The organism is Pseudoalteromonas sp. CNAT2-18.1 (genome assembly GCF_022347865.1).
GTDB classification, from domain to species: domain Bacteria; phylum Pseudomonadota; class Gammaproteobacteria; order Enterobacterales; family Alteromonadaceae; genus Pseudoalteromonas; species Pseudoalteromonas ruthenica.
Genome location: NZ_JAKRFR010000004.1, coordinates 311,157 through 323,611 on the forward strand (window position 1 = coordinate 311,157; position 12,455 = coordinate 323,611).

Consider the following 12,455-nt stretch of genomic DNA (forward strand, 5'->3'; position numbering starts at 1 on the left):
TCATCGTGAAAAGTAGCAACTAATATCGCTTAATTATGAGGATATCATTATGCGTACAGTAGATTTATCACCACTATATCGTTCATTCATCGGTTTTGACCACCTTGCATCACTTATGGATGCGGCGGCACGCACCGATAAGCAGCCAAGCTACCCACCTTACAACATCGAGGCATTGGGCAAAGACCAGTATCGTATCACCATGGCGGTGGCTGGATTCAGCGAAGATGAGCTGAGTATTGAGTCAGAGAACAATACTCTGAAAGTCGCCGGTATTAAGGCTGACAAAGACGACAAGCAAGAGCGAAAATTCATTCATCAAGGTATTGCTGAGCGCAACTTCGAACGTAAGTTCCAGCTTGGCGACCACGTTAAAGTGCTCGGCGCAGGGCTTGAAAATGGGCTCCTAGTCATTGACTTAGAGCGAGAGATCCCTGAGGCCTTGAAGCCACGTAAAATTGAAATAGGCTCTGGCAATTTGCTTGAGAGCAAATAATTTCTAGTCATTCTCCCTGTGTTTACGCCGCCCAACCGGGCGGCGTTTTTGTGTGGATAAACCAATGCGTAAAAGCGATAAGAAAAAAGACAATGCACTGCGTAAAGCGCTGACCCGCTTTTGTAATGAACATTGTGAGCCATTGTCAGGTTTTGAGTGGCTGACCCATGTTATTGATTGGCAGCGAACCGACAACATCAAAGTGATTGTGGTGTTCACCACCGATGAACAGTTACGTTCCTTTTTAGGCTCACAAATGCGCCTGCAATTGGAAGCGCAGTTGATGGCGGTGCTCAAGGCCGAGGACTTAGCTATGCACAACCCGAAAAAACAGATAGTCTACGACACTGAACAGCAGTGCAAAGTAGGCCACAATGGTAACTGGGCACGGCGATTAAGCCACCTTTAGAGAGGATCTATGCCTACAGCGGCCATTTTTGTAGATGTACAAAATATTTATTACACCTGCCGTGAGAGCTTTGCGCGCAATTTTGACTACAACGCCTTTTGGCGCGAGGTAAGCGCTAAGTACGAAATAGTCACCGCCATCGCTTATGCCATTGATCGTGGCGATAGCAAACAACGAGAATTCCAAAATATCCTCCGAGCCATTGGCTTTGAGGTCAAGCTGAAACCCTATATTCAGCGTGCTGATGGTTCGGCTAAAGGCGATTGGGATGTGGGTATCACCCTTGATGCTATGGAGCATGGAACGCAAACGGATACCACCATTTTACTCTCTGGTGACGGTGATTTCGATATGCTCGTCGCCAAACTACGTCATGAACGTAATAAGCGTGTCGAAGTGTACAGTTGTGCACCGTTGACGGCGACATCTTTGATCAATGCCGCCAGCCATTTCCGCGCTATAGACGATACGCTATTGTTGGGCTAATTGCTCTTCCAACTGTTGCTTGGCTTGCTCTAAGGCGGCAATTTTATCCCGAGCAAACTGCAGCTGTTCCGGCGAGATGCCTTCTCGCTCTCCCCGCGCTAGCCAAGTTTTAAGGAGCGCAACTTTATCTTTTGCGGCACTGATATAGGCGCGTTTAAAGTCGTTGTGCTGGCGCTGTTGGTAGCGCTGATAAGCTAGGTGATCGTGCAAATCACCCTGATAAGCGCCGTCTTGTTGCCGGTCTTTGGCGATAGGAGGCACATATTCCGGCTCTGTGATAGGCGCTTGAGCGCTTATCTGTTTAGGGGGATCAACGGCTTGCGAATACTGTGTTTTACTCTGGCGAGCAGAGACCGCCTCTTCGGCTGCCACTGCGGGGGTATCACGCACAGACAGCAAGGTGGACGAGTCGCTGCGGGCTTTGATAGCCCCAGCATCGGCGCTCAAATACCAGGCTAGAGCGCCTATGAGCAGTATTAAAAGCACTGTGACTGGTTTCATCCGGCTGCCTCCATGTGCGCGCGCCACGCCTCAAATTGTGCTTCATAGTTCTGCTGTGCCTGCTCCTTAGCGAGTGCCTCAATGGCTTGGTAACGCACCGTTTCGCTGTTTTTAGCATAGTATTCATAGGCTTTTTCCGTGCTCATTAGTACTAGCCACTTGTTTGCAGGCGTGCGTACTGGGCGCGATAAGGTATCTGTTGGCAACGTGAATGCCAGTTGCTTGGCAAATACCGGGGCGCTGTCGTTATCGCGACTTAATACGCTATTTTGTTTGCCGAATACATTTTCTTTGTCGCCCATTGCGCTAATAAAACCCTGACTTTTGGCTTGTTGATAGAACTTTTGCGCTTGCTCATGCTGATCAAACTGAACACCGTAAGCTCGTACTTTGGCAATATAGCGAAAGCGCTCGCGGTGACGCTCATAATAGGCAACGATATCTTGCTCTTTGATGTCCTGTTTGAGGCGCTCCAGCTCACCGCTGCTGCCGTGCATGGTTTGTTGTACGCCGAGCTCGGTTAATAGGCTAGGGCGAAGAATATCTGCCAAAGCGATGTCTTGTAGGCGCTCAAGGCTGAGCTGATGGCTCTTGAGCAGAGGGCTCACCAATAGGGCGCTTTGACGAAATCGATGCCAACGTTGCAACTCGCTGTGAAATACGGACATGTCACCTTGATGCAACTTATATTTTATCTGCATCGACATGCTCTGGTAAAAATCTGCCATGTTTAAGGTGTTGGATAATGCGGTGGCATCCAGTAGCTTGATGCCTGCGAGCTTATTCACAGTGGCGCCCTCAAGAGCACCATCGGCCGGGTAGTTCCCCAGTGTGCGGCGTAACCAATCATCATTGTAAGCAGGGTTAAGCGCCAACGGCGCCATAGCATTGTCGTCTAACCAGCCTTGAGCCTGCCAAGCGCTCAGTAAGTAGCGGCGCACATGATAGTGATTGTTGAAGCCCACGGTAGCTTGGCGAACCACTAATGATGGAAAACGCTGATGTGCTTGGTGTAGCAAAAAAGCATTCTCCACCAACCTTTGACGGGTGTGCGCCGCTAAATCGGCACTGTGTTGTTGGTATACAGTGCGCATAAAGCGCACTTCAGCATTGCTCGGCAGTTGCGAGAATGACGAAAAAGATAGGCCAATAAGGCCTATCCAGATAAAAATCCTGAACCCCATTAACGCTGCTCCATGGCATGGTTAAGCAGGTGCACGACCATGGCAATAGCATGAGGAATAACAAGGCGTCCGGTGTTGACCCGATCGTAGTGATCTTCAGAGTTAAGTACGATGCCGCCTTGAGCGTAACTAAACGCCCCCCCTTGCGTGAGGAGTGGGCGAATATCTTGTTGTTGTGGGTCAAGGGCGCTAAAGCTATCCATGGCATCACGCACTAAGCTCATATCATTGAGCTGCTCTTGGTCATAATAGTCTTTTACCCAACCCTCCCAACTAGAATGGTTAAGTGCTGAGGTTGTCCAGGTATGGTGTGGTTGCAATAAGTCTGTGGTGTGAAAGACAAATCCCAGCACCTGCGGGTTGCCGCTTTGCAGATAGCTTTGATACCAGTACTGGCCTAGGTTATCTAAAGGTTGGAAGGGCATATCCTCAAAGTCATCGTACATACTGTATTGTGAGTGGCTATCGATACGATAGTTGCGCTCGGTGACGCCATAGCTATTGTATTTGCTACTGTCGGCATTGAACCAACCGGTCTCACCACCTTGACCATCATCGAGGTAGTCTCCCTTGAGCCATGTGGCGGCTAGTTTATCTACATCGCCCCAGACCGTGAGCTTTTGATAATTGTAGCCACCAAAATCATTGCCGTGCACGTCGGCACCTTGGCTGTGATTTTGAAAGTGCCAATAACTGGTGTATTTAACGATGCTTTTCGCAGCACCCCAAAGTGGCGCTTGAACGCACGACCCGGTTATTGCACCGCAAAAGAAGGTATCTTCAAAGTCATCCACATCATAAGCTGACTGGCCCAGTAAATCGGCGAGAATGTCCACCGACATATTGTTTTGTTGTGCATACTGCTCAAGCTCAGCATAGGCTGTGGTATTCGGATTCTGCTGCATGTAAGCAACGGCATCGATAACGATACGCTTATGAGTCTCTTGGCTAAAAGCATGTGCTTGGCTGGTGGCCGCACTTGCTATCAGCAGTGCGGCAATAAGGTGTTGTTTTTTCATAATGTTCCCGTTTTTTAAATGGTAAGTGTATTAAAATGGGAACGTCTTACATTGAGGTTACATAAAGGTTAATTATTTGATCTATTTTTATGTCTTTATAATTTCTCTACATTATCGATGCACCACTGCGCTCGTTCTAACACCTGCTGTTGCTGGCGCTTGTCTTGTTTATCCCAATTTCGGTAGATCATGCCGATGCGGTGATTATTCCCGAAGCGCTCGCGGTGGCGAACCATAAAGTGCCAGTAAAGACTGTTAAATGGGCATGCCTGCTCGCCTACTTTTTCGCGAACGTTATAGTGGCAGTGTTTGCAGTAATCGCTCATTTTGTTGATGTAGTTGCCACCACTGCTGTAAGGTTTGGTAGCAATAATGCCGCCGTCGGCAAATTGGCTCATGCCCCGGGTGTTGGGCATTTCCACCCATTCAATGGCGTCTACATAAATACCTAAGTACCAGGCATCGACGGCATCGGGGTCAACGCCAAGTAGTAGGCAAAAATTGCCGGTGATCATTAAGCGCTGAATATGGTGAGCGTAGGCATAATCAAGGCTTTGACCAATAGCATGGCTAAGACAAGCCATATTGGTTTTTCCATGCCAGAAAAACTCCGGCAGTGGCGCCGAGGCCTCTAGAGTATTCAACGAACTGTATTTGGGCATGTTAGCCCAATAAATCCCACGCACATACTCACGCCAACCGAGGATTTGTCGAATAAAGCCTTCTACCTGAGCTAGGTTTATGGCGCCATCACTTTGCTCATAGGCCGAAGTGGCCGCGTTGATCACTTGCATGGGGTGCAGCATTTTACTGTTTAGCGCGAATGATAACCGGCTGTGATAAAGGCTCCACTGGCTGTCACTTTGACAGGTCATGGCGTCTTGGAAGGTACCAAAACAAGGCAGTAAGTGGTCACAAAAATAGCGCAGTAATTGCTTGGCCTGTTTGCGGCTCACAGGCCATAATAACCTGTCACTGCCTTGGCCTATCGTATTTACCTTATGGCGGGTGATGCGCTCTTTGATACTGCGCACATCGTTGTCAAAGCACAGTGGCTGAGGCAGTTCGGCGAGGTCTTGTTGGTTTAGCTTATTGCGATTTTCTTTATCAAAATTCCACCGCTCTCCCAAAGGCTTGTCGCCCTGCATCAACACCTTAAAGCGTCGGCGCATTTTACGGTAAAACTGCTCCATAGTGTGATGGGTGTCGGCCTGAAAGTAATCGCTCAGCTCATTAAAGCCCAACAAGAAGTGTTCACTATCATAGGCGTTCAAGGTGATGTCTGCACCGAGGTTTAAGTCGCGCAGTTGCTCATATAAGCGATATTCATCAGGCAGTTGGTAGCTGAGGGTATTGGCACTAAAGCGCTTCACCTGCGCCTTGAGTAGGTGCGCTAAATCATCGTAACCCTGTGTATCATCGAGAGTCAGGTGAAGAACACGGTGCCCAGCTAATTCCAGGGCTTCGGCAAAGCGAGCCATGGCAGCGAAAAAAGCACACACTTTTTGAATATGATGCTGGGTATATTGCATTTCTTGGTGTAGCTCAGCAATGATATACAGTACATCGTCGCACTTGTGCTCAAACCAGCTATGCTGCGCATTTAACTGATCGCCGAGAATAAGGCGGATTTCTTTGTAGTTTTCACTCATGAGTCACGCCTTGTTGGGGCCAGCCGGTGTAATCTTGATAGTCGATGTCGCTTTGGCTCGCTTCGCCTTGCCAACGGCTAATAAACTCGCCATCGGGATCAAATTGCTGTTGTTGTTTCGCTAGATTGAAATGACGGCCGCCACGAGGGTCGGCGCCTACGCCCGCGATATATTGCCAATTGCCATAGTTGCTGGCGCTGTCGTAATCAATCAACATACGCTCAAAATAGGCGGCGCCATAACGCCAATCAAGATTGAGTTCGTTGACAAAGCAGCTAGCAACAATTTGTCTGCCCCGATTGGACATCCAGCCGGTGGTATTAAGTTCATGCATCAGGGCGTTAACCAACGCATAGGGGGTGTTGCCTTGGCACCACGCTTGGTAGCGCTGAGAGTAAAAGCTGGTTTGTGGCTTAGCGCCATTGGCGCCTGCAAAACAATATAATTGCTTACCTTGTTTTATAGCCAGCCACTGAAAGTACTCGCGCCACAATAGTTCAAAGTAAATCCAATACGTTGATTCGTTGGCACCGTGCTGTGCTTCATAGTTACGCAATTTGCTCAGCATCAGGCGTGCACTTAAAGCGCCGTTTGCTAACCAAGGTGACAGTGCCGTCGAAAAGTGCTGACCTTGAAGCGCGTTGCGCGTTTCTTTATAGCGACTGGGTGCATCCGTCGCAAAATAGTTCTCAAGCGCTTGCGCAGCGCTTTGTGCAAACCAAGGCGTGAGTACAGAGGTGGATGCATCACCTTGGACATAAAGGTTTTGCCTAACGGGGACGCTAGGAGCAAGCTGTGTTGGCGCTGCAAGCGGTTCATCGGCACTTAGCTCAGACTCAACGGCTTTGCGGAATTGACTAAAGGTGCTGGGTAACTTATCCACAGGGCCTGGGAGTTGTGCCAAGGTGAACAGCGTATGATCATGATCTTGAATCAGCTCAATAGCGTTGTAGCGCTCTTTAATATGAGCGATAGCCATTCGCTCATCCCAGCCATGCTGATGCCCTACGCCTAGGTGAGTGATGTCATGAACGCCAACCAGTTCGTCAAGTGTCTTAAGATTATCAATGCAGCACAGTGAGTGATGATAAGGCGCTAGTGCTTGGCCCAGGTGGTGTATTGTTTGCTCAACAAATGCAGTGCGCGCAGGCCCTTGCTCGCGAGCATTGTAAATGGCGCGCGATGGCACAGTGAGTGTGTGCAACGGACAATACGCCAATATAAGCCGATCAACTTGTGAAGATAATCGCCTAAGTGTCTGATTGTCTTCTAATCTCAGATCGTGATAAAAAAGATAGAGCCCCGTTTTCATGGTGCACCTCGGTTATTACGAATACCGCTGTGGTACGTTTGAAGGCCGCACATGGATCCTTCGCATGTGGCTATGCATCAGCTAGACTTGAGATAGGTACGCGCTCTGGCGCTTAGGAGAAAAAATGATTCGCTTGTTTGTTATAACAGTGTTTACCGCCGCTTTACCGGTGAGTGCTGGCACCACAGTATATCAATGCACCAAAAATGGCACTGTAGAATTTTCGCAGCTCCCTTGCTCTAAAGATGCCAAGACAGTGGTGGTTAATACCATTGCCGCCGACACTTCAAGCGCAGATAAGCCGCAAAGCGACAGTGATATTGAGGGGTATATACGCAATCAGCAGGCGGATAAAGAAATTGCCCAACACCGCGATAAAATAGAGACTTACACACGTCAAATGCAAGAAGAAATTGCGCGCTTGAAAGATCAGTCAGATGCCCAAGTTAATAACCTCACTGGAGCTGAAAAAGACCAAGCCATTGCCAAAGAAATGGAGGCGGTGAGTAAGCGTTATCAAGCGTTGATCGATCGGGAGCAAATGCATATTGACCGTTTGCTGGCCCAAAAAGAGATCTTTAAAGACAGTGCAGCAAATGCCCCAGACAGCATCGACAGTTTTATTCGCTTGCAGCAAATTGACCGCGATATGCGCCAGCATCTGGATAAAATTGACACCTATCACACGCGGTTAGACAATGAATTAGAAGCGCTGCAAGAGGAAGCGGCGCAAGCTCCGGATAACCTCGTTGATGCTACTTATGACAATGCCTTGTCGCAACGTATGTCAGCAGTAACGGCTAAGTACACCACCTTGATTGATGTTGAACAAAAAGGGTTAGCACGCCTATCTCAAGAGCGCGCCGAATTAATGCAAAAAGCCAAGGAAAACAAAGACACGAACTGATGTCCACCAGCGCGATTCTGAGACTCGCGCTGGTGGAGTAAGGTTAGCTTTTGAACTTCAGCTCTAGAGGGCTAACCCAATTGCGCCATGCTCAGTGCACTATCGACACTAATAACAGGCGCTTTGGCGAAGAAATTAAAATCAGTGCTCGTTGTCCATGTGTAAGCGCCCATATTAGCGGTAAATACTCGCTCGCCATCCTGCAGTTGCGCCATATTCACATGCTCTGTAATGACATCTATGCTATCGCATGTTGGCCCCGCTAAAACACACGGCTGCTCTGGGGCTTGGTGCAAAGTGTAAAAGCGTTGCGCAGGCTCGCCGTACACGCGGCCGCTAAACGCACCATATACCCCATCATCCATATAATACCAAGGCTTACCGCCGCGCAGGCTTTGGCCCATTACACTCATTACATGCACCATGGCCGAGGCAACAATATAACGACCAGGCTCTGCAATAAAATGGGTGGTTTGCGGCCACTGCGCCAACGCTTCGCGAATGGGTGCACAATAGCTATCGATATCAATGTTGTCGTTTTGATAACTCACCGGAAAGCCACCGCCAATATCCAATGTATTCATGGCAGGCAAACCCGCGCGTCGAGCTAATTCAAAGACTTCTTTACATTGCTCTATTGCTGCCACGTATTTATGAGGATCGCGTGTTTGTGAGCCTACATGGAATGACAGCCCGCGCACGCGAATACCCATGCTATGAGCTTGTTGCAACAATGGCAAAGCTTGTGCTGGTGTTACGCCAAACTTTTTCGACAAATCAGCAGCCGCATCTTCATTTAAGAAGCTTAAACGCAGTAACAGCTCAACCTCATGGTTATAAGGCGCAAACTTATGTAACTCATTGGCACAGTCGAATACAAAGGTATTGCACCCATAAGCCAAGGCATGCTCAATATCGGCCACGCGCTTGACCGGGTGAGTGTGAATGGTTTTACTTGCTGGCACAGCACACTGAGCCACCACATCCACTTCACCATTGGTCGCGAGGTCAAAACTACCGCCCAGCGCGTCTAAGGCGCGTACCACATCTGCATGAGGTAGGGGCTTTAGAGCATAGTGTAAAGTCACCCCCGGAAGCGCAGCATGAAGCGCTAGGTAGTTTTCGCGAACACGGTCAATATCCAGCACCAGTAAAGGGGTACCGTATTGATTGGCAAGTTGGTCGGCTTGTACGAATTGCTCGGTAAATGAGTGAGCAGGAGCTCGCAAAGAAGAAACAGACATAATAACTCCAAAATTGAATTTGGATAGTTACTCTTCGCCTTGGCTGGAGGGCTGTACTAGGATTGGCTATCGAATTAAAGTGGCGCAATAATAGTTAAATTATCGCGCCATGCAAGCAAAAATTTAAAATATTTTTAGTCTTTAATTTTCAATAGCTTATTGGGCTATATCAAAGGTAACTTGAGCGTCTTCACCGCTTGTCACCGTGACTGTCTGTTGCTGATACAGCGTAAACGACTCATCGAGGATTTCGGCGTCATCAATGTGTGCAGCACAAGTGTAGGCTAGCTGATATTCACCTGGAGCGACAAAGCCGATTTCGAACTCATAACGTTCATCTTCCTCATCGTAGCTCACGCCACCGGTCGCGATAGGTGCATCAGCCGCAACCGTTTCGCCGTCAAGGTACAAATCTTTAGGCTCACTGACATCGCTATTATAGAGATATACGGCATGACCGAACCCCCCGGTGGCAGGCGCGATATCTGCATTGTCAGTTTCGCAGTTTTGTACCAACTGCTGGCTAACTACACCCTCGATATCTTCCACTTGGGCAAGGTTTTCTAGGCGAATTCCTGTAGGTTTAAGCTTAACTTCGTTACTGTTACTTGGGTTGACCAAAGATTTTTTCAGGTCAAACTCAAGCACGAAGTCGTTGTCACCACTGACCAAAGTGAAGTCATTAATTTGAATTTCACCGATGCCGTCATTGCCTTTACGGGTGACAACAAGTGGCACGACAGTGTCATCGTTATAAACCAGATGTGAAGTCATCTCGATATTGGCCATGTCGCCATTGACTATATCAGCGCGTAGCCATTCGTAGTCACCGGCAGCAACAAGCTCATCATCGATAAGCGCAAACACATCATCACCAGTGTAGTCCAGTAAGTTTACCATCACGGGTTGATCTGGGTTCTCTTCAGAGCGGGTCTCAAAGGTTGGCATCTCACCATCGCCCGCGTTCAAGGTAATGCTGTCAAAGGCAACCCACACTGCTTTAACGTCACTTACTGGCGCATCAGATACGCCTAACGAGAACTCTGCTTGTGTCGGCTCTGGGTTGGTGATGTTGTCGTCATTATCGTCCGAACCCCCACAGCCACTAAGTAAAACGGTGCTAATTGCACTCGCAAGAATCAGTTTATTCATTAAATGTACTCCGTCAGATTGCCCACTTATCTAGCGTAGCAAAGTTACCTGAACACTGTTTTAACTGTGTGCTGCGAGGGAGTGATAAATTTCTTGATAGCCTTGCTTGTGGTTATCAAACAGGAACTGGCGCAGCTGTTTTTTGTTGGTGTTACGTATAAATGTGACAGCAATGAGTGAGCCTTGTTGCCGCGCTTTTTGCATCTCCAATTGCATTGGCGGATAGTCTGGCAGGATTAACTTGGCTGTGGCCCTTTGTGGCGCATGCTTGATTTGCTCAGCATCAATCACTGCGCCTGTAGAGGATAAAGAATGAATAGGAAGCTTTCGTCCGTCGTCGGTGAGCAAGTAAATACTCGTGGGATTATCAAAGCGCCAGCTGCGGTGCTGCCCAAGAGCCTCGAAAATTTCTGGTGCTTCCAGCGCGGGCTGTAAATCACCGTTTGCGGTTAATGACAGCGAGAGAGGAAACCAAAGTTCAAAGTGCCCGACCTCTGCCAACATACATAACCCAGGCTGCTCAAATAGGGAGGCAACATAATCCGGTAACTCCGAACGAAGGGACAAGCCGGTGGTGTTAACATCGTCGCCCTGCAACGTGTTTTCGCTAAATACCTGCTGGAAAAAAGCCAGCTCTTGTTCGGTGAACTCCATCTCTGTACCCCAAATAACCCTTTGCGACTATAAAAAAATAAAATCAAATATGCAAAATTTGGGCGCAAATTTAGCAGACACTCGCTGAACGTTTAAAGAACAACAAATTATAACCTAGAGCGTTATTCTAATTTTTGAATTAAATTGAATTAGTTTTGCTTAGCTTGCTTTGTGGCGAATGTCTTACAAAATTTTAAAAACAGGCAACTAGAAGACTGATTTATCGATATTTATACGTCCATAAAATCCCCGTTATATACCCAAGTAAACGGCCGTTTAGGGAAATGTTTAACGTTCATAAACGTGCTTCATCATAAACAAACGTTTTAAATCCCCAAATCTCAGTTAATCTTCTCATCGTTGTTTGAAGCACACCAATAACGGGTCAGGATGCGAAAGCAAAACGTTATAAAAATCTGTAAGTTGGCGCTAATGCTAGCAAGTTTAGATGGCTCCATAGCCACCGCAAATGAAGTTAGTCTAGCCATGTATGGATATATAAAAGCCCGTTGTTCTGTTGCGTTTCATCAACATGATGTTGAGTTGAGCAATACAAGGTCCTCTCAGGCTGAATTGGATTTACGCTGTAATTCACCCATGACCCTAACGCTTTATTCTCAAAATGGGGGGTTAAGCCATCATAACAATGATGTGTTAGTGCCTTACCGAGTGACGTTGACCGTGCCGAAAGCCAAACGGGAAACAGTATTTTCAGCCTTGCAGTTGAAGCAAGGAAAGGCGATTCACTTCGAGCAGGTGTTGTTCTCTGAACGCGCTTCTCTCGCGGTACAGCTGCAGCAGCAATTGGTTTTTGCCGGGCGCTATAGCGACGAAATTCGCCTTGAAATCACGCCTGATCTATATGGTCGAGGCCTATAACGATTATTATTTAAGCAAAAGGACATTACACATGAAAACAGTACTTATCTCTGCTGCGATTGCTCTGACTCTTAGCGCAACGGCGCATGCTTCAAGTAGCCTGAATCTTAACGGACAAGTTGATTCTGTATGCACCGTTTCTAACTTGACCAACAGCCAAACCTTCTCTTCTTTAAGTTCTGGTGCGACAGCGATGTCAGACGTTACATTGCTATGTAACGATGCTGATGGCGCGACTGTGAGCCTGACTTCAGCAGAAGGGAACCTGCAAAATACCGACAATGAAAACCGTGGTATTGACTACAAAGCCTCCCTTACCGCTGGCGCCGTTGCCCTACAGTTAATGGCCGACACCGGTGAAAACGAGAAACGTGTTAGCGTTGATGTTGACGGTTCAGAAGAGCTTGCTCGCGGCGTCAATGGTCAAATTCAGCTAGAGCTATTAGAAGATGCCTTGTATGCAGGCACTTATTCAGACACGCTGCAAATTGCTATTACCGCGCGTTAATCCAATTTCCATGTTGAGTTGGGCAGCCTTCGGGCTGCCTTTTTAGGTTTAT

General features: G+C 47.9%; 14 protein-coding genes. 6 read left to right on the forward strand and 8 right to left on the reverse strand.

The features are described 5' to 3' along the window. The first annotated feature begins 49 nt into the window (after window positions 1–49). The 3 genes from MHM94_RS10730 (at window position 50) to MHM94_RS10740 (ending at window position 1,391) form a co-directional block, all read left to right on the forward strand. On the forward strand, window positions 50–496 hold the full coding sequence (locus tag MHM94_RS10730; RefSeq protein ID WP_022946406.1) for an Hsp20 family protein: 447 nt from the start codon (window positions 50–52) through the stop codon (window positions 494–496). Window positions 497–560: 64 nt separating this feature from the next. Continuing rightward, a complete protein-coding gene (locus MHM94_RS10735; protein WP_235419921.1) occupies window positions 561–905 on the forward strand; it encodes a hypothetical protein in 345 nt (114 codons plus the stop codon). Between the two features lie 9 nt (window positions 906–914). Further along, on the forward strand, window positions 915–1,391 hold the full coding sequence (locus MHM94_RS10740; RefSeq protein ID WP_045979830.1) for an NYN domain-containing protein: 477 nt from the start codon (window positions 915–917) through the stop codon (window positions 1,389–1,391). Here the strand turns inward: MHM94_RS10740 and MHM94_RS10745 are convergent. The 5 genes from MHM94_RS10745 to MHM94_RS10765 form a co-directional block, all read right to left on the reverse strand. Then, window positions 1,377–1,892, reverse strand: coding sequence for a hypothetical protein (locus tag MHM94_RS10745; RefSeq protein WP_235419922.1), 516 nt, complete (start codon window positions 1,890–1,892; stop codon window positions 1,377–1,379). The two genes, MHM94_RS10740 and MHM94_RS10745, sit on opposite strands and share 15 nt — an antisense overlap. Continuing rightward, window positions 1,889–3,076 (reverse strand): peptidylprolyl isomerase, encoded by a 1,188-nt coding sequence (locus MHM94_RS10750; protein ID WP_235419923.1) that lies wholly within the window; start codon window positions 3,074–3,076, stop codon window positions 1,889–1,891. The genes MHM94_RS10745 and MHM94_RS10750 overlap by 4 nt, the downstream gene beginning before the upstream one ends. After that, entirely contained in the window at window positions 3,076–4,095 is a 1,020-nt protein-coding gene (locus MHM94_RS10755) for a phospholipase (RefSeq protein ID WP_235419924.1), read from the reverse strand. The genes MHM94_RS10750 and MHM94_RS10755 overlap by 1 nt, the downstream gene beginning before the upstream one ends. A 95-nt stretch (window positions 4,096–4,190) precedes the next feature. Then, window positions 4,191–5,747, reverse strand: coding sequence for a cryptochrome/photolyase family protein (locus tag MHM94_RS10760; protein WP_235419925.1), 1,557 nt, complete (start codon window positions 5,745–5,747; stop codon window positions 4,191–4,193). Next, window positions 5,740–7,059: a DASH family cryptochrome gene (locus tag MHM94_RS10765; protein WP_235419926.1), complete on the reverse strand. Its 1,320-nt coding sequence runs from the start codon at window positions 7,057–7,059 to the stop codon at window positions 5,740–5,742. Before MHM94_RS10765 ends, MHM94_RS10760 begins: the two co-directional genes overlap by 8 nt. Before the next feature lie 124 nt (window positions 7,060–7,183). Here MHM94_RS10765 and MHM94_RS10770 point away from each other — a divergent pair, with 124 nt between their 5' ends. Further along, window positions 7,184–7,966 carry a DUF4124 domain-containing protein gene (locus MHM94_RS10770; protein WP_151172441.1) on the forward strand — a complete coding sequence of 261 codons (783 nt, stop codon included), beginning with the start codon at window positions 7,184–7,186 and terminating at the stop codon, window positions 7,964–7,966. 71 nt (window positions 7,967–8,037) lie between these two features. Here the strand turns inward: MHM94_RS10770 and MHM94_RS10775 are convergent, their stop codons facing one another. The 3 genes from MHM94_RS10775 to MHM94_RS10785 form a co-directional block, all read right to left on the reverse strand. Beyond that, a complete protein-coding gene (locus MHM94_RS10775; protein WP_235419927.1) occupies window positions 8,038–9,210 on the reverse strand; it encodes a type III PLP-dependent enzyme in 1,173 nt (390 codons plus the stop codon). A gap of 156 nt (window positions 9,211–9,366) precedes the next feature. Further along, window positions 9,367–10,362, reverse strand: a complete 996-nt coding sequence (locus tag MHM94_RS10780; RefSeq protein ID WP_235419928.1) for a DUF4382 domain-containing protein — start codon at window positions 10,360–10,362, stop codon at window positions 9,367–9,369. A 60-nt stretch (window positions 10,363–10,422) separates the two neighbouring features. Further along, window positions 10,423–11,016, reverse strand: a complete 594-nt coding sequence (locus MHM94_RS10785; protein WP_022946395.1) for a hypothetical protein — start codon at window positions 11,014–11,016, stop codon at window positions 10,423–10,425. A gap of 432 nt (window positions 11,017–11,448) precedes the next feature. Between MHM94_RS10785 and MHM94_RS10790 the strand changes: the two genes are divergently transcribed. After that, window positions 11,449–11,895, forward strand: a complete 447-nt coding sequence (locus MHM94_RS10790; RefSeq protein WP_138547593.1) for a hypothetical protein — start codon at window positions 11,449–11,451, stop codon at window positions 11,893–11,895. A gap of 31 nt (window positions 11,896–11,926) precedes the next feature. Next, the gene (locus MHM94_RS10795) at window positions 11,927–12,403 is read left to right on the forward strand and encodes a hypothetical protein (RefSeq protein ID WP_022946393.1); all 477 of its coding nucleotides are present in this window, start codon (window positions 11,927–11,929) and stop codon (window positions 12,401–12,403) included. The last annotated feature ends 52 nt before the right edge of the window (window positions 12,404–12,455 follow it).